We start from the raw sequence: 16,401 nt of genomic DNA, 5'->3' as shown, positions 1-16,401 counted from the left end.
AGGCAGCAGATGTCCGGGACCGTCCTTGTCAGCGGTGCGTCCAGCGGCTTCGGGGCCATGACGGTCCGCGCGCTGGCCGACGCCGGGTACACCACCTATGCCGGGATGCGGGACACCTCAGGACACAACGCCCGGTCGGTGGCGGACGCCGCCGAGTACGCCAGGCAGCACTCGGTCGACCTGCGCAGCGTCGAACTCGACGTCTCGGACCAGCGGTCCGTGGACGCCGGGGTCCGCGAGGTCACCGAGGCGACCGGCGCGATCGACGTCGTCGTGCACAACGCGGGGCACATGGTCCTCGGCCCCGCCGAGGCCTTCACGCCTGAGCAGCTCCTCGACGTCTACGACACCAACGTGGTCTCCACCCAGCGCCTCAACCGCGCCGTGCTGCCGGGGATGCGCGAGCGGCGCGACGGGCTCCTGGTGTGGGTGGGCTCCACCAGCACGTACGGAGGGACGCCGCCCTACCTCGGCCCCTACTTCGGGTCCAAGGCGGCCGAGGACCACGTCGCCAAGAGCTACGCCGTCGAACTGGCGCGCTTCGGCATCGACTCCGCGATCGTCGTGCCGGGCTCCTACACGTCGGGCACCAACCACTTCGCCCACGCGATGCTCCCGGACGACGAGGACAGGGCAAGGGCGTACGAGGAGCTGTACGCGGGGCTGATGGACGACGTCTCGGCGCGGCTCGCCGAACTCGCCCCGCCCGAGGCCGATCCGTACGAGGTGGCGAAGGCGATCGTGTCGCTCGTCGGCGCCCCGAAGGGCAGCCGTCCCTTCCGCGTCACGGTGGACCCCGCGAACGACGGGTCCAGCGAGGTCAGCGAGGTCGCCGACAGGGTGCGCGAGAGGTTCTACGAGCGCATCCGCCTGACCGACCTGCTCACGGTCAGGACGGCGGACGGCCGGGCCTGAGCGGCGCCGCCGGTACGCTTGACGCCCGTACGCGCGCCGCCGGTACGCCCGTCATCGGTCCCCGCACAGCTCCGCGAAGCGGCGCGCGTCGACGTTGCCGCCGGAGAGGATCACACCGATCCGCTTGGCGCCGCCGTCGACGCGACCCGCCAGCAGGGCCGCGAGGCCGGTGGCGCCGCTGGGCTCGATCACGGTCTTCAGCCGCTCGAAGGCCAGCCGCATCGCCGCCCGGATCTCGTCGTCGGAGACGAGCACGATGCCGTCCACCAGGCGCTGGTTGACGGAGAACGTCAACTCGCCGGGCGTGTGGGCGGCCTGGCCGTCGGCGATGGTCCTCGGGACGGGCACGGACACCCGGTGGCCCGCCTCGAGCGAGCGCTTGGTGTCGTCTCCCGCCTCGGGTTCGACGCCGATCACGCGGGTGGCGCCGCCGAGGCCCTTGACCGCGGTCGCGGTGCCGGCGAGCAGGCCACCGCCGCCGCACGGCACGACGAGCGCGTCGAGCCCGCCGGTCTCCTCCATGAGTTCGAGGGCCGCCGTGCCCTGCCCCGCGATGACGTGCGGGTGCTCGTACGGCGGGATGAGGGTGAGCCCGCGCTCGGCCGCCATCGCCTCGCCGAGCGCGACACGGTCGCCGTTGTAGCGGTCGTACGTGACGATCTCGGCGCCGTAGCCGGCCGTCGCGTCGCGCTTGGAGCGCGGGGTGTCCTCCGGCATCAGGATGACGGCCGTGGAGCCGAGCTCCCTGGCCGCGAGCGCGACGGCCTGCGCGTGGTTGCCCGACGAGTAGGCGGCGATGCCCGCGGCCAATTGGCCGGAGGAGAGCCGGGACGCGGCGTTGTAGGCGCCGCGGAACTTGAACGCGCCGACCCGCTGGAGGTTCTCGCACTTCAGGTACACCTCCGCGCCGACCAGCGCGTCGAGGGTCCTGGACCGCAGTACGGGGGTGCGGTGGGCGACCCCCTCGATCCGAGCGGCGGCGTCACGGACGTCGGCCAGGCTGACCGGCGGCGTGTTCGTCATGCTGGGGCCTCCAGGGCGGCGGGACGGCCCCGAAGGGCCGTACGGGAAACCGAACGGGTCGAACGTATCCCATGGCCGGATCGCACTCGATGCCCGTGCCCGGGCCCGAGTGGCTGGAACGAACTTGTTCGTTCCGAACATGTTCGTTACGCTGGATGTGCAAGCGGGACACGGAACGAAGGAGACTCCCATGACCACTCACCACCCCATCGCCATCGTCGGAGGCGGCCTCGGCGGCCTCACCCTCGCGCGGGTGCTGCACACCCACGGCATCGAGGCCGCGCTCTACGAGTCGGAGCCCTCCTCCGGCGCCCGCGGGCAGGGCGGCATGCTCGACATCCACGACGACTCCGGCCAGGTCGCCCTGCGGGCCGCGGGCCTTTACGACGAGTTCCGCGCACTCGTGCACCCCGGCGGGGAGGCCATGCGCGTCCTGGACAAGCACGGGAAGGTGCGCCTCGATCAGGAGGACGACGGTCAGGGCGGGCGCCCCGAGGTCGACCGCGGCCACCTGCGCGACCTGCTGCTCAAGTCCCTGCCGGACGGGTCGATCCGCTGGGGCGCGAAGGCCACGGGGGCACGCAGGCTCGCCACAGGGGCTTACGAGGTGGCCCTCGCCGACGGCTCCGCCTTCACCGCCGACCTGCTGATCGGCGCGGACGGCGCATGGTCACGGGTCCGTCCGCTGCTCTCGGACGACATGCCGGCCTACACGGGCGTCTCGTTCGTCGAGTTCGACCTCCTGGACGCCGACGTGCGCCACCCGGACGCCGCGGCCGTGGTCGGCGGCGGCATGCTCTTCGCTCTCGGCGAGGGCAACGGCCTGCTCGCGCACCGCGAGACGGATGGCAGTCTGCACGTGTACGCGGCGATCAAGGCGCCGCAGGAGTGGGCCGCAGGCGTCGACTTCGGCGACCGGCGCGCCGCGAAGGCAGCGCTCCTCACGCGGTTCACCGGCTGGGACGAGCGCCTGCGCGCGCTGATCGCGGACGCCGACGGCACCCTGGTGCCGCGCCCCATCCACGCGCTGCCGGTCGCGCACCGCTGGCCGCGCGTCCCGGGCGTCACGCTGCTCGGCGACGCGGCCCACCTGATGTCGCCGTTCGCCGGCGAGGGCGCCAACCTGGCGATGCTGGACGGGGCGCGACTCGCGCAGTGCCTGGCGGCCCGCCCCGGCGACACCGAGGGCGCCATCGCCGCGTACGAGGCGGAGATGTTTCCGCGCAGCGAGGAGTCGGCGAGGGGGTCGGCGGACAACCTCGAAGTGTGCTTCCGCCACGACGCACCCCAGGGTCTGCTCGACCAGTTCGCCCTGTACGCGCGACAGGACTGACCCTTCCCACCCGTCACTCATATGAGATGACTTGTACGATCACATTCCCTTTCACGCTCCCAGGTTACTTTGCGTTACTCCAGGTGACCCGTGGGCATTCTTGTGTCCAAGCCGTTGATGTCCGGTGTTCGGCGACTTCGGAGACAAAGGGAGAGAAAACATGGTTCTTCCGGCAGACGACTGGAGCCCCCACGACGGGCCGGTCGCGGACGCCTCGGTGCCTCGGTGGATCGCCGATGTCTTCGAGGGTGACCAGAACTGACGATGCGTCCGCCTCCGGCGGCTCCGGTTCGTACGGCGAGGTGGCGCGGGCCGCCGGGTGACGCGCGTCGCCCCGCGCCCGCGGTACCCCTCGTCGGCTCCCCCTTTTCCCCGAGCGAGAGGTCAAGGCCACCCCCGATGTCGTCCTCACCACGCCCCGCCGACGCGTTCCGTCCCCCCGACGCCTACCGGCAGCTCCTCGTGGACAAGATCCACGGCCAGCAGGTCCCCGACCCCTACCGCTGGCTGGAGGACGGCGAGAGCTCCAGGACCCGGACCTGGTCGGCCCGGCAGGACGCGCTGTTCGCCGCGCACCGCGCGACCTGGCGCGACCGGGAGGACTGGAACCGGTCCCTGGCGGACGCGGCCGCACCGCTGCGCATGTCGGCGCCGGTCAGCCGTCGCGCCAGGTCCTTCACCGAACGCCTGCTGCCGGGCCAGGGGATGGCGCGGCTGTACGCGTCGGAGCCCGACGCCTGGGACCAGCACCGGGACTACGTGGTCGCCGACCCGACCGCCGACCTCGGCGGCCGCACCCGTCTCGCGCTGTGGCGCCCCTCGTGGGAGGGCGACCGGGTGGCCTGCCAGTTCGCCGCGGACGGCGGCCCCACGACCGTCCTCCTGGTGTACGCGGCCGACGGCAGCGGGCCGCTGGGCGAGCCCGTACCCGGGCTGCGCCACTCCCCCGTCGCGTGGCTGCCCGGCGCCGCGGCGTTCTACTACGTGTCGGGCTGCCCGTCCGCGGGCGAGCCGCTGTGCGTGAGGCTGCACCGCATCGGCAGGCCTCCGGCCGAGGACGAGGAGGTCTTCGGCGACGCGGTCGGCGGAGCCACCCACTTCGGGCTGACCATCGACCCCGACGGCACGCGCCTCGTGGTCTCCGTGGTCACGGGCGCCGCGTCGGGCAACGACCTGTGGCTGGCCCCCGGCCCCGCCGCCGACCCCGCGGCGCTCGAATGGCACAAGATCGTGGACGGCGCACGTGACGGCGCGTTGGCCTCGGTACGCCTGCATCCGGACGGGACGGCCAGGATGCACACGGACCATCTCGCCCCCCACGGGCGCATCCTCGCCACGAGCGGACCGCTCGACCCGCGGCGCGGTCCGGCCGAATGGCGGGAGCTCGTCGCGGAGGATCCGAGGTCGGTACTCGGCGACAGCGCGATGCTGCACCACTCCTCGCTCGCCGCCCCTGTTCTGCTCGTGCTGCGCACCAGGGCAGCGGTGAGCCGGCTGACCGTCCACAACGCCACGGACGGTCAGGAGATGGCGGAGGTCCCACTGCCCGGCACCGGCACGGTCACCGCCCTGCGCGCGGACCCCGCCGGCGGCCCGCGTGCCTGGTTCACCTACTCCGACTTCGGCACCCCTCCCCGCGTGTACTGCTACGACGCGACCACCGGCACGGTCTTCCCGTGGCAGGAGTGGCCGGACACTCCGCTGCCCCCGCTGCCCGTCGCGCCCGCGCACCTGTCGTCGCCCGCACCTCGCACGGGGCTGACGACACGCCAGTTCACGTACTGGACCAGTGACAGCGTCCCGGTCACGCTGTTCCTCCTCAGCAGGGGGGACGCGGACGACGGCCCGCGCCCGCTGATGATCACGGGCTACGGCGGATTCGGCGTCCTCATGAGACCGAGCTACCGGCCCATGGCCTACGCGTGGGCCGCGGCGGGCGGTGTGTTCGCGGTGGCGTGCGTCAGGGGCGGAGGCGAGGGCGGCCGGGCGTGGCACGAGGCGGGCACCGGCGCGCTCGGCAGGATGCGCGCGGCCGACGACCTCAACGAGGCCGCGGAGTGGCTGATCAGGGAGGGCTGGACCGACCGCAGCCGGCTCGCCGCGTTCGGCGGCTCGAACGGCGGGCTCCTCGTCGCCGCCGCCACCACCCGCAGGCCCGACCTGTACTCCGCCGTGGCCGTCAACGGGCCATTGACGGACATGATCCGCTACGACCGCTTCGGCCTCGGCGCCACCTGGACGCAGGAGTACGGCACCGCCGCGGGGCCGCGCCAGACGGCCGCCCTGCTCGAACTCTCCCCGTACCACCAGGTCGTTCCCGGCACCCGGTACCCGGCCACGCTGCTGTGCGGAGCGTCGGGCGACGCCCACACGGGCGCCGAGCACGTGCGCAAGATGTGCGCGGCGCTCCAGCACGCGACCACCGGGCCCGCGATCCTGATGCGGCGCGACCACCACGCGGTGCACGGGGCCGCGTCCTCCGCCCTGGAGGCCGACGTGCTGACCTTCCTGGCTCACTACACGGGCCTCGCGCCCCAGCCGTCCGTGCCGGAGCAGCGGACCCATTCGGGGCGCGGCAAGCACCGTGCGGCGCCGGGGCCTTCGACCGCCGTCCGGCTGTGGCGCTCGACCACCACGCATCTGCCGTACCCGCACGAGTGACGCGGTGGGTCAGTGCTCCGCGGGTACGACGGCCGTCATGGTGTCCAGCGCACGCAGAGTCTCGGCCTCCGGCCGCGTTTCGAGTGCGAACAGCAGACGCTCCACGCCGAGTTCGGCGTACGCCGCCACGTCGGCCTCGTCGTGGGAGGCGTCGAAGACGGTCACCGGCACGTCCCGGCCCGCGGCCTCGCGCAACCTGCTGATCTGCGGGCCGAGTTCCTCGGGCGGCACACCGTTCGCGAGCCACGCGTCGCCGTAGCGCGCCACGCGTGGGAAGGCGCGCTCGCCGCCGCCGACGAAGATCGGCGGGTGCGGCCTGTGCACCGGCTTGGGCCAGGAGTACACGGGGTCGAGGTCGATGAACTCGCCGTGGAACTCGGTGGTCTCCTCCGTCCACAGCGAGCGGATGAGGGCGAGCCTCTCGTTCACGAGCCGGCCCCGCGTGGCGGGGTCCGTGCCGTGGTTGCGCATCTCCTCGCGATTCCAGCCGACGCCGACGCCGAACACCGCCCGGCCGCCGGACACCAGGTCGAGGGAGGCGACCTCCTTCGCGGTGTGGATCGGGTCGCGCTGGCCGACGAGCGCGACGCCGGTGCCGACGAGCAGGTGATCGGTCGCCACGGCGGCCGCGGTGAGCGCCACGAACGGGTCGAGCGTGCGGTAGTACTTGCCGGGCAGCTCGCCGCCACCGGGCCAGGGCGAACGCCGTTCCACCGGGATGTGCGAGTGCTCGGCGATGAGGAGCATGCCGAACCCGCGCTCCTCCAGCGCCCTGCCGAGCGCGACCGGGCCGATGCCCTGGTCGGTGATGAAGGTGGAAATGCCGTACTTCACTGTCGGTCCCTCCGGCGTGCCGCCCCGCCGCGGGCGACGGCGGCGGGGAACGGGTGCGCGGTGGCGTGGCGCCGCCGCACCCGTTGTCACAGGGGACCCTACGAGAAGCGGCGCGGTAGGCAGCGCAGGCCCCGTCGAGGCCAGCCGGGCTCCTCGTCGAACTCCGCCCGGATGACCTTGCCCTCCGGGGTGAAGGCTCTCGTCCGCCGTCCCACGTCCTGCCCCGACGCGTGCCGCACGGAGCTGGTGACCAGCTCGCCGGCCGCCGGCTCGACCGTGAACTCCAGGTGGCCGAGGCCCCAGTCGTGCAGCTGCCCGGCGCACCGCCGAATCAGCCGCATCTCCCCGGCCGTTCCGTGCAGCGGCCACTGCCACGCGGCGAGCGGGCGTGCGCTGCCGTCGCTCGCCGTGGCCGTCAGCCTGCCGAGGGAGCCGGCGGGCCCAGCACGTTCTCGCAGCCGCCCCGTCGCCGTCCACGAGGAGGAGCGCGACATCCGCCATGCCGAGGGCACGGCGTCGCGGCCGTCCTGGCTTGAGCTGGTGGAACCGCTCACCTGGCCTGCCCCTCTCGGGGGCGAGGGATCCATGTCGCACGAGCGGTCCCGGTGCAGGAGCGCCCTGGCCGCGATCGGGCGGATCACGCCGCCGTACGGGTGCTGCCCCGGCCGGACGGCGTCGCCTCAGTACGGCACGCGCGGCAGGCGCGTGGGCTCGCCGTGCTCGCTCAGCGTCCCGGTACGCCAGCCGCGCTGCCACCAGGTGTCGAGCAGCCGGGGCAGGGCGTCGAGCGTCGTGCGCCACGAGCCCGGGGAGGAGGTGCAGTCGGAGTCGTGCAGCAGGACGGTGCCGCCGCCGCGCAGGGACGACATGACCGTGTCGTGGACGCTGAGCGGGGTGGCGCGGGCCCGCCAGTCCTCGCCCCAGGCCGTCCACAGGACGGGCCGCAGCCCGAGCGAGCGGCATGCCAGGTGCGCGGAGGCGTTCATCACGCCGTACGGAGGCCGGAACAGCGTCGGCCGCCGGCCCAGCACGTCCGCCGCCAGATCACGCGCCCGCGCGAGGTCGTCCCAGGTGGCCCGCGGGCCGCGCAGGGCGAGCGGGCGGTGGACGTAGCCGTGCACGGCCACCTCGTGGCCCGCGGCCGCGATCTCCTTCGCGAGCCCCGGGGAGCGTACGAGCATCGAGCCGAGGAGGAAGAACGTCGCCCGCACCCGCTCGCGTTCGAGCAGGCGCAGGAAGTGCGGTGTGGACAGCGGGTCGGGGCCGTCGTCGAAGGTCAGCGCCACGTGGTCGGGGGTGCCGCGTCCAGCGAGGTGGGGCATGGCACGGTTGCGCAGCGGGCCGAAGGTGGACACGACCGGCGCGGTGTGCAGCACCGCGAGTGCGGTGGAGGCGGCGCCGCCCAGCGGATTCCTCACAGTTCGTGCTCCTCGATGAAGTGGCGTGCGGCCGACGAGATGCGTCCAGGCACTGACCCGTACGCGTGGAGTACGGGTGCGCCTATCCCCAGTCCGAGGGTCAGCACGAGGGCGATCGCGGTGGCGGGGGTACGCAGTGGACCGCGCCGGGCAGCGGACCGCGGCGAGCCGTTCCGGTTGCGCATGCGGGGCACGAACGCGGCGGCGCCGGCCGCGGATTCGCGCGAGGGCCGCAGGCCTGGCGTGCGCTCGGCGGGGCCGCGCGCACCCGGCAGCGTCGCGGGTGCGGAGCCCCGCCCGCCCGCACGGCCGGCGGCAGCGGCGATGACGGCCGCGGGGCCCGTCCCGCGCGGGAAGAGCGCCAGCCCCTGGGCGCGCTGCCGCTCGCCCAGGGCGCCGGTGGCCAGCTCCCCTATGACGGTGGAGAGTCGGCCGGCGTCGCGCACCCAGGACGCAAGACCGGCCTCGTCCAGCGCGGCGGCGTTCGTCCGGCCGTGCCCGGGTATGCAGCGGTAGCTCATCACGGGCAGACCGGTCGCGAACGCTTCGAGCGACGTCAGCCCGCCCGCGTTCTGCACGAGGACGTCACAGGCCCGCATCAGCCCCGGCATGTCGCTCTCCCATCCCCGCACGTGGGTGAAGCCGTCCCCGCGCAGGCGCCTGAGCAGCGACTTGTTGGCGCCGCACACCACCACGGGCACCGCGGCCCCGCCCGCACGTATCTCGTGTGCCGCACTGCGCACGGCGCCGACGCCCCAGGACCCGGCCACCAGGAGCGCCAGCGTCCCGCCGGCCGGCAGGCCGAGCCGCTCGCGTGCCGCGCGCCGTTCGGCCTCGTCGACGGGGTGGAAGGCCTTGTTCGTGACGGGCCCGGACACGAGCACGCCCCGGGCGCCGAGCGACCGCGCCTGGCCCGCCGGCACGGCGTGCGCGGCAAGGTGCACGTCGACCCCCCGTGCCACCCAGAGCGGGTGCACGGAGAAGTCCGTCAGGTACGTGAGCACCGGCACGTCGAGCCGGCCGCGCACGCGCAGCGCGCCGAGCACCTGGCCGGCCCCCGGGTAGGTGGCCACGGCGGCCACGGTGGCGGGACCGACGGTACGGCGGGTGCGCCGCCGGGCGCCGCGCAGCAGCAGCCGGAGCGCGGGGCCCGGCCTGCCCGTGCGGCCCATCGACGCGTAGACCCGCTGGTAGACGGCCGGTGCCAGCGTCAGCAGGCGGTGGTAGGCGCCCGACAGGAGCCGTCCGAGGCCGCAGGGCAACAGGTCGACGAAGTCGTAGCGGTCGACCGCGAATCCGGCCGCTTCGAGCCGGGAGGCCAGCTCGGCCGCCGCGCCGTCGTGGCCCGCCCCCACACTCGCCGAGATGACCGTGACGCGCCGCGGAACGCAGGAACGAGGCATGGCGGACAGCCCTCCGATTATTACTACAAGATGTAGAACGTCAGTGGGCCAGGACCCTAGCAGCCGGAACGGAGGGACCGGTTCACCCGTCTCCCTAATCGTCTACAGTCCTGTAGACGATAGACGACCCCGTACACGACGGCGCCCTGGCGCCGGAACGGTGAGGATTGATGACGATGCAACCGGGCGGCGCGAGGACCGGGCCGGCGCAGGGCCGTGGGACGCGGACCCGCACCGCGGCGCACGCGGCCAGGTCCCTGGGGATCAAGGTGCCCGCCGTGGCAGCCACGTTCTGGGTGGTCAAGATCCTGACCACCGGGATGGGCGAGACGGCGTCCGACTACCTGGCGAAGACGCTCGGCCCGATCGTGGCGGGCGGCATCGGCGCCGTGGGTCTCGGGGCGATGCTCTGGCTCCAACTGCGGGCGCCGCGCTACCGCGTGTGGAACTACTGGCTCGCGATCGTGATGGTCAGCGTGTTCGGCACCATGGCCGCCGACGTGGTGCACGTGGTCGCCGGGATCCCGTACAGCGTCTCCACGGTGGCGTTCGCCCTGATCCTGGCGGGCATCCTGGCGGCCTGGTACGCGTCGGAGTCCACGCTGTCCATCCACAGCGTCAGGACCCGGCGCCGCGAGCGCTTCTACTGGGCCACAGTGCTCGCGACCTTCGCCCTCGGCACCGCCGCGGGCGACCTCACGGCGGGCAGCCTGCACCTCGGCTACCTCACCGCGGGCCTCCTGTTCACGGCGCTCATCCTGATGCCCGCGCTGGCCTACCGCTTCCTCGGCCTGAACGCCGTGGCGGCGTTCTGGTGGGCGTACATCCTCACCCGGCCGCTCGGGGCGTCGTTCGCCGACTGGATGGGTGTGAGCCCGGGCCGCGGCGGCCTCGGCTGGGGCACGGGTCCCGTCACCCTCGCGCTGCTCGTCCCGATCGCCGTGCTGCTCGTCAAGCTCGCGGTCACCGGCTCCGACACCCCGCGCGACGAGGCACACGGGGCCGCTCCCGAGGCGACAGGGCCCCTGCCGATGGCGCACACGGCGGCCGAGCGGGGCTGACGGTGCGCTCCCCCGCCGCCCGGCGTGCCACGGCGCCGGGCGGCGGGACGGCCGCCCGGTCAGCTCGCGCCGCCCTCGCGCGCCGCGCGCTTGCGGGAGCGGACCAGTTCGACGGCGAGCGGCAGCAGCGACACGACGACGATCAGGGCGACGATCGGCAGCAGGTAGCGGTCCACGTTGGGCACCGACGAGCCCAGCGCGTACCCGGCGAGCACGAGACCGATCGACCACACCAGGCCGCCGGCCGTCTGCCAGACGGTGAAGGTGCGGACGGGCACGCCCAGCGCGCCCGCGAGCGGGTTGAGCACGGTCCTGACGACCGGGATGAACCGGGCGAGCACGACCGCCTTCGCGTGCCCGTACCTCGCCAGCAGTTCCTCGGCTCTGACCGCGCCCTCGTGCAGCCGCCGCGACCGGCTGCGGTCGAGCAGCGCGCGCCCGCCGCGCCGCCCGATGACGTAGCCGACCTGCGCCCCGACCAGGGCGCCGACGGCGGACGCGACGAGCACCTGGGGCAGCGACAGCGCGGAGCCTCGATCGGCGGTCCCGGTACACAGGAGCCCCGCGGTGAACAGCAGCGAATCGCCGGGGAGGAAGAACCCGATCAGCAGCCCGGTCTCGGCGAACATCACCAGAGCGATGCCCGCCACGCCGAAGGCGGCCAGGAGGGATCGTGCGTCGAGCACGTTCACGGCGAGCTGTGCCGCCGTGAACAGGGGTGCGGCCATGGTCGCGAACCTTCTCCTCGTGGTGCGACCGCGGCGGGGGGCCGAGGCCCGGGGTCCCGGACGGCCGGCGTCGGACCTTTCGTCTACAACACTGTAGTCGAAGGAGGGACGGCCATCCGCCCGACAGCCCGGCGACGAGGCACCCTCTGACACTCTTCTGAGCATGCGCGACACCACGATCACGGCCGCCTCGCTCCTCCCCGTCGACAAGACGCTCGGGATCGTGCTGGCCGCGCTCCTGCTGGCGGCCGTACTCGTGTCCGCCCGCTACCACCTCGGCGCGGTGACAGGAGCGAAGCGGTGGCGCCAGATCGCGTTCGCGGGGGGCAGGGCCGCGGTCCAGCTCGCGGCGGTGTCCGTGGTCATCACCTACGTGATCCGCTCGCTGTGGGCGCTGACGGCCTTCCTGCTGCTGATGTTCGCGACAGCGGTGCGCACGGCGGGGCGCCGGCTCACGTCCGACGGATCCTGGTGGCTCACCGCCGTGCCCATCGCCGCGGCCACCGCACCGGTCGTCGCGGCGCTGCTGCTGACCGGGCTCGTGCCGCTGAAGGGCATCGCGCTGATCCCCATCGCCGGGATCCTGCTGGGCGGCGCGCTCACCGCGACGGTGCTGGCCGGCCGGCGGGCGCTGGACGAGCTGACGCAGCGGCGCGGGGAGGTCGAGGCCGCCCTTTCGCTCGGGTTCCTCGACCGGGACGCCCGCCTCGAAGTCGTGCGCCCCGCGGCGTCCGACGCCCAGCTGCCCGGCCTCGACCAGACGCGCACGGTCGGACTCGTCACCCTTCCGGGCGCGTTCGTCGGAGTGCTGCTCGGCGGGGCCTCACCCCTCACGGCGGGGGCCGTGCAGCTGTTCGTGCTGATCGCGCTGATGGCCGTGCAGGCCGCCGCGGTGGCCCTGACCGTCGAGCTCGTCGCCAGCGGGCTGCTGCACCGGCCCGCGCGGTGAGGCGGCCGCGCGGACGGCGCGGCGGCAACGACCAGAGCGGGGTGAACACTTCGTGAATATGATCTGCCTGCATGACTCAGTGCATGACGCAGTAGTCGCCCGGGGGGTCGCTCGCACCAGGTAAGGACCGTTGTGGACGACACCCTGCACGCCCCCGTCGACGCCCCCGGCCCGCGCCCATCCGGCCTCCGCCTGACCCTGCGCCACGTCCGCGCCGGGCACGCCGCCGCGGACGGAGCGCCCGCTCAGTGGCACAGAGGGCTGACCCTGATCGCCACGATCAGCCTGTTCATCGGCACCCGGACGCTCTGGACGACGGCGATGCACAGGAACCCGCCGATCGCGGGGGTGATCTCCCTCTGCTACGCCGCGATCCTCGGCTGCGCGGTCCTCGCGCTCGCGGTACGCGGGCGCCGCGCGCTCGCGCGCGTGGACGCCTTCGTGCTCGCCGTGGCGATCACCCTGGTGGTCTGCGGCTACTGGCTCGACCATGCGGGCAGCGACGAGGGCGTCCTGACCGCGCAGGCCGCGCTGCAGATCCTGCACGGCCGCCCCGTCTACGGCGATCCGTGGCCCTGGCTGTTCGGCACGCCGCGCGTCGACCTCACCAAGACCATGGCGGGCGGCGGCGACTTCACGTACGGCTACCCGCCGCTGACGGCCCTGATCGCCGCGCCCGTGCGGCTGGTGATCCACTCCACCGCCGCCGCCACCCTGGTGACCAGCGCCGCCCTGGTCATCGGGACGCTCACGCTCTGGCGGCTGCTCCCCGTGCCGTGGCGCTCCGCCGCGACCGCGGTCTGCCTCGGCTTCGGCATGCTCCCGGCGTACGCCCGGCTCGGCTACCCGGCCGTGCTCGCCCTCGCCCTGCTCGTTCCCGTCGTGGTCCGCTGGCCCGCCACGGGGGCGGGCGGCAGGCTCGGGCGAAACGGGGTGCTGCGCGCGGTCTGCCTCGGCGCCGCGTGCGCCGCCCAGCAACTGGCATGGTTCCTCGCTCCGTTCCTGCTCGTCGGCATGTACGCCGCACGGCGCGGCGACCCGGCACCGAGCGGGGAAGGGACCGCTGCGGGCCGGGCGCGGGTGCGCATGCCGGGCCGCCGCGCGCTCGCCGTGACGGCCCGCTACTCCGGTGTCGCCGCCCTGACCTGGGCGGTGCTCAACGCGTACGTCGCCGCCCGCGGCCCGCGCGCCTGGGCCTGCGGGCTGCTGCTGCCGATCAGCCAGGGCGCGATCCTGCACGGGCAGGGCCTCATGGGCATCTCGTACTACTTCACCCCGGGCAGCGGCCGGCTGGAGTTCTACTCGTACGCGACCCTCCTCCTGCTGCTGGGGCTGCTCGCCGCGCTCGTCCTGTTCGCACGGCGGCTCGGGCCCGCGCTGACGGTCCTGCCATGGCTCCCCTTCTACCTCTCGACCCGCTCGCAGGACGGGTACTACCTGCTCATGACGCCGCTCTGGCTCGCGGCCGCCGCCACTGTGCCGGCCTGCGCGCTCGCCACCGCGTGGCAGCCGCGGCTGCCGCTCGGGCGCCGCGCGAGAGCGGCATGCGGCGCGGGCCTCCTGCTGCCCGCCGCGGCGTGTGCCGCGATCGCCGCGGCGAGTCCCGCGCCGCTGCGCATGACGGTCACCGCACGGTTCACGGACACGCCTCGGCACGGGATCACCTCGGCGGCGGTGCGTGTCGTCAACACGACGGACGCCACCCTCACCCCCCACTTCGCCAGCCGCGCGGCGCAGAGCGCCTCCGGCTGGTGGGCGATCACGTCGGGCCCCGCGTCACTCGGGCCGCACGCCTCCGCGACGTACGGGCTGAGGCCGCCGCACGGGTTCCGCCGGGTGGCGCACGGCCGCACGCGCCTGCACATGATCGCCGTCACGGGAAAGCCCATGACCATCACCACCGCGCTCGTGCCGGACCCGGCCGGTGACGGACGGTGAGCGCGGCGCCCGCTACTCCCCTTGCCCCGTACGCCGTTCAGGATTTGGCCGGGTCCGCTTCATCGTCTACTGTCACGTAGACGAACCGGGCCGGCCGGACCACTCCGACCTGCGCGGCGCCGGCCGACACGCACGAAGGAAGCGGCCTCATGACCACGCACGCGGCGGCGACGCTCGCCTACAACGGTTCCGGCATCGACGGGTCGCTCTTCTCCTCCGTCACCGGGTTCGCACGCGACACCCGCTGGCTGAACTCGGCCATCGACCTGTGGACCACCGCCGGGCTCGCCGTCTTCGCCGTCCTCATGGTGATCGGCTGGTGGAACGCCAGGCGCCGCGGTGCACGCGCCATGACGCTCGCACTGGCCGTGCCGGTGTCCGTGGCGGTCACGTTCGCCGTCGCCGAGGTCGTGAAGAAGTTCGTCGCCGAGGTGCGGCCCTGCTACTCGCTACCGCACGACTACTACATCGAGGCGTGCCCCGTCCGCAGCGACTACGCCTTCCCCAGCGGGCACTCCACCACCGCCTTCGCGACCGTCGCGGCCCTGTGGCTCCTCGACCGGCGCCTGAGTGCGGTGGCGGCGGTCTTCGCACTGTTCGAAGGGTTCACCCGGGTCTACGTCGGCGCCCACTACCCGCACGACGTGGTGGGTTCCGCGATCCTGGCCCTGCCGGTCGCCTACGTGGTCAGCCGGGTGATCGCGCGAGCGGCGACACCGCTGGTGGCACGCCTGAGTACGGGCGTGCTGCAGCCGCTGCTGACCACGCAGGCGCCGGAGACCGGCACCCCTTCCTGAGCGGCGGGCCGCCCGCCCCACCCGTCACCTGGGGCGCGGGACGGGGAAGCCGTCGCTGTGCCGGACGTCTCCGCCGGGCGTGAACGCGAGTAGGCGACAGCAGCGCTCGCGCCGGCTCGGCGGTGTGCGGGTCGAGGATGTGGGCGCCGCGCTCCGCCGTACCCGACGTCGCGACGGCGAGCTCGCTCCCTTCGGCGACGGCGAGACCGTCTTCGCGATCGGGCTGCCACTGCGTCAGGAGTGAGTGAAGCCGCTCGCCTCGGGCGAGCGGCTTCACACCGGCGGTGGTCGGTGCTCAGGTGTTGTTGGCCAGGTTCTTCAGGCCGGACAGCGGGCCGTTGAAGCGGTCCTGGTCGCCGGGGAACGTGCCGGAGTCCGCGTACTGCCAGAACGTGTAGAACGGCCAGCCGGCCGGGAGCGTACCCACACTGGACGAGTAGCGGGCGATGAACAGCGGGTCGTTCGAGGAGAACTTCGCCGTGTTGCCCGTACAGGTCGTCCACCAGTCGGTGGTGGTGTAGATGGTGGGCCAGCGGGTGGTTTTCGCGTGCACCTCGTTGACGAAGGAGGTGATCCAGCTGACCATCGCGGACTTGCTCAGGCCCCAGCACGTCGACGAGGAGCCGTACTCGATGTCCAGCATCGGGGGCAGGGTCTTGCCGTCCTTGGACCAGCCGCCGCCGTGGGCGACGAAGTAGTCGGCCTGGGCGGCGCCCGACGAGCTGTTGGGCGTTGCGAAGTGGTAACTGCCCCGGATGAAGCCCGCGTTGTACGAGCCGGTGTAGTTCGCCGAGAAGTTCGGGTCGCGGTAGCTCGTGCCCTCGGTCGCCTTCATGTAGACGAACCGGGCACCCTTCGAGTACGCCGAGGGCCAGTTGATGGCGCCCTGGTAGTGGCTGACGTCCATGCCGGGGGTCTGCGTCACGAAGACCTGCCCGCCACCGCCCGAAGGGGGCTGTGTGCCACCGCCCTCGTGGGCGGGGATGGTCGAGCCCATCCAGTCGAGGTCGGGGTTGTGCGTGGCCGCGGCGGCGTGGGGCGCGGGCGCGGCCGCCGCAGTACCGGGGGCCGAGACGACGATGCCCGCCAGCACGAGCAGCGCCCCTGTCGCGCCCGCGAGCAGGCGGCGTGAGGGGGATCTACGGCGAACGGTGCGTGCGAGGTCCATCAGTGCCTCCAGAAGTGGGGGATTTCCGGTGCGCTTGTGCCGTGCCCATGGTGTGGTCACCGCATGACGGAAGAGTGGCGTGCGAAGGACACGTGTGTGAAGGGGTGTCAGTGCACGCCGTTGGTCTACACCGGAGAAATCGGCGACCACCACGGACGCTGAAAGAAACTTTC

Annotated in this window: 14 protein-coding genes and 1 pseudogene; 7 read left to right on the top strand and 8 right to left on the bottom strand. The window is 73.4% G+C overall.

Annotated features, from left to right (window positions below; genetic code table 11):
- The first annotated feature begins 9 nt into the window (after positions 1–9).
- Positions 10–915 (top strand): SDR family oxidoreductase, encoded by a 906-nt coding sequence (locus IH48_RS0109650; RefSeq protein ID WP_030901833.1) that lies wholly within the window; start codon positions 10–12, stop codon positions 913–915.
- 51 nt (positions 916–966) lie between these two features.
- On the opposite strand, the gene IH48_RS0109645 is transcribed toward IH48_RS0109650, so the two are convergent.
- Positions 967–1,938, bottom strand: a complete 972-nt coding sequence (locus IH48_RS0109645; RefSeq protein ID WP_030901831.1) for a pyridoxal-phosphate dependent enzyme — start codon at positions 1,936–1,938, stop codon at positions 967–969.
- 190 nt (positions 1,939–2,128) lie between these two features.
- Between IH48_RS0109645 and IH48_RS0109640 the strand changes: the two genes are divergently transcribed.
- Complete coding sequence (locus IH48_RS0109640) at positions 2,129–3,271, top strand: FAD-dependent oxidoreductase (protein ID WP_030901828.1); 1,143 nt, start codon at positions 2,129–2,131, stop codon at positions 3,269–3,271.
- A 399-nt stretch (positions 3,272–3,670) separates the two neighbouring features.
- Positions 3,671–5,932, top strand: coding sequence for a prolyl oligopeptidase family serine peptidase (locus tag IH48_RS0109630; protein WP_051839473.1), 2,262 nt, complete (start codon positions 3,671–3,673; stop codon positions 5,930–5,932).
- Positions 5,933–5,941: 9 nt separating this feature from the next.
- On the opposite strand, the gene IH48_RS0109625 is transcribed toward IH48_RS0109630, so the two are convergent.
- The 4 genes from IH48_RS0109625 to IH48_RS33120 all read right to left on the bottom strand — a co-directional run bounded on the left by IH48_RS0109625 (position 5,942) and on the right by IH48_RS33120 (position 9,587).
- A complete protein-coding gene (locus IH48_RS0109625; RefSeq protein WP_030901824.1) occupies positions 5,942–6,766 on the bottom strand; it encodes an LLM class F420-dependent oxidoreductase in 825 nt (274 codons plus the stop codon).
- A gap of 98 nt (positions 6,767–6,864) precedes the next feature.
- A complete protein-coding gene (locus tag IH48_RS0109620; protein WP_158710271.1) occupies positions 6,865–7,320 on the bottom strand; it encodes a hypothetical protein in 456 nt (151 codons plus the stop codon).
- A 126-nt stretch (positions 7,321–7,446) separates the two neighbouring features.
- Positions 7,447–8,184, bottom strand: coding sequence for a polysaccharide deacetylase family protein (locus tag IH48_RS0109615; protein ID WP_051839470.1), 738 nt, complete (start codon positions 8,182–8,184; stop codon positions 7,447–7,449).
- Positions 8,181–9,587 carry a hypothetical protein gene (locus tag IH48_RS33120; protein ID WP_051839469.1) on the bottom strand — a complete coding sequence of 469 codons (1,407 nt, stop codon included), beginning with the start codon at positions 9,585–9,587 and terminating at the stop codon, positions 8,181–8,183. The genes IH48_RS0109615 and IH48_RS33120 overlap by 4 nt, the downstream gene beginning before the upstream one ends.
- Positions 9,588–9,757: 170 nt before the next feature.
- Between IH48_RS33120 and IH48_RS0109605 the strand changes: the two genes are divergently transcribed.
- Complete coding sequence (locus tag IH48_RS0109605) at positions 9,758–10,648, top strand: hypothetical protein (RefSeq protein WP_051839467.1); 891 nt, start codon at positions 9,758–9,760, stop codon at positions 10,646–10,648.
- 59 nt (positions 10,649–10,707) lie between these two features.
- On the opposite strand, the gene IH48_RS0109600 is transcribed toward IH48_RS0109605, so the two are convergent.
- On the bottom strand, positions 10,708–11,376 hold the full coding sequence (locus tag IH48_RS0109600) for a DedA family protein (RefSeq protein WP_030901813.1): 669 nt from the start codon (positions 11,374–11,376) through the stop codon (positions 10,708–10,710).
- Positions 11,377–11,539: 163 nt separating this feature from the next.
- Between IH48_RS0109600 and IH48_RS0109595 the strand changes: the two genes are divergently transcribed.
- From IH48_RS0109595 to IH48_RS0109585, 3 genes are all read left to right on the top strand, one after another.
- Positions 11,540–12,325 carry an ABC transporter permease gene (locus IH48_RS0109595; RefSeq protein WP_030901812.1) on the top strand — a complete coding sequence of 262 codons (786 nt, stop codon included), beginning with the start codon at positions 11,540–11,542 and terminating at the stop codon, positions 12,323–12,325.
- Between the two features lie 132 nt (positions 12,326–12,457).
- The gene (locus tag IH48_RS0109590; RefSeq protein WP_234434191.1) at positions 12,458–14,263 is read left to right on the top strand and encodes a hypothetical protein; all 1,806 of its coding nucleotides are present in this window, start codon (positions 12,458–12,460) and stop codon (positions 14,261–14,263) included.
- Between the two features lie 149 nt (positions 14,264–14,412).
- Positions 14,413–15,060 (top strand): phosphatase PAP2 family protein, encoded by a 648-nt coding sequence (locus IH48_RS0109585; RefSeq protein ID WP_030901807.1) that lies wholly within the window; start codon positions 14,413–14,415, stop codon positions 15,058–15,060.
- Between the two features lie 82 nt (positions 15,061–15,142).
- On the opposite strand, the pseudogene IH48_RS36945 reads toward IH48_RS0109585, so the two are convergent.
- Positions 15,143–15,256 (bottom strand): annotated as a pseudogene (locus tag IH48_RS36945) (FAD:protein FMN transferase); the annotation flags it as partial.
- A gap of 99 nt (positions 15,257–15,355) precedes the next feature.
- Positions 15,356–16,228, bottom strand: a complete 873-nt coding sequence (locus IH48_RS0109575) for a GH25 family lysozyme (RefSeq protein ID WP_030901805.1) — start codon at positions 16,226–16,228, stop codon at positions 15,356–15,358.
- Positions 16,229–16,401: the final 173 nt, after the last annotated feature.

The sequence above is a fragment of the Streptomyces sp. NRRL F-5126 genome (assembly GCF_000721265.1).
In the GTDB taxonomy this organism is placed as follows: domain Bacteria; phylum Actinomycetota; class Actinomycetes; order Streptomycetales; family Streptomycetaceae; genus Streptomyces.
The sequence above is the reverse complement of the archived record's forward strand: the minus strand, read 5'-3'. Positions and strand labels throughout refer to the sequence as shown.

Coding starts and splice junctions, on each gene's coding strand:
- IH48_RS0109650 (WP_030901833.1), top strand. CDS start 10: ATGTCCGGGACCGTCCTTGTCAGCGGTGCGTCCAGCGGCTTCGGGGCC.
- IH48_RS0109645 (WP_030901831.1), bottom strand. CDS start 1,938: ATGACGAACACGCCGCCGGTCAGCCTGGCCGACGTCCGTGACGCCGCC.
- IH48_RS0109640 (WP_030901828.1), top strand. CDS start 2,129: ATGACCACTCACCACCCCATCGCCATCGTCGGAGGCGGCCTCGGCGGC.
- IH48_RS0109630 (WP_051839473.1), top strand. CDS start 3,671: ATGTCGTCCTCACCACGCCCCGCCGACGCGTTCCGTCCCCCCGACGCC.
- IH48_RS33120 (WP_051839469.1), bottom strand. CDS start 9,587: ATGCCTCGTTCCTGCGTTCCGCGGCGCGTCACGGTCATCTCGGCGAGT.
- IH48_RS0109605 (WP_051839467.1), top strand. CDS start 9,758: ATGACGATGCAACCGGGCGGCGCGAGGACCGGGCCGGCGCAGGGCCGT.
- IH48_RS0109600 (WP_030901813.1), bottom strand. CDS start 11,376: ATGGCCGCACCCCTGTTCACGGCGGCACAGCTCGCCGTGAACGTGCTC.
- IH48_RS0109595 (WP_030901812.1), top strand. CDS start 11,540: ATGCGCGACACCACGATCACGGCCGCCTCGCTCCTCCCCGTCGACAAG.
- IH48_RS0109585 (WP_030901807.1), top strand. CDS start 14,413: ATGACCACGCACGCGGCGGCGACGCTCGCCTACAACGGTTCCGGCATC.
- IH48_RS0109575 (WP_030901805.1), bottom strand. CDS start 16,228: ATGGACCTCGCACGCACCGTTCGCCGTAGATCCCCCTCACGCCGCCTG.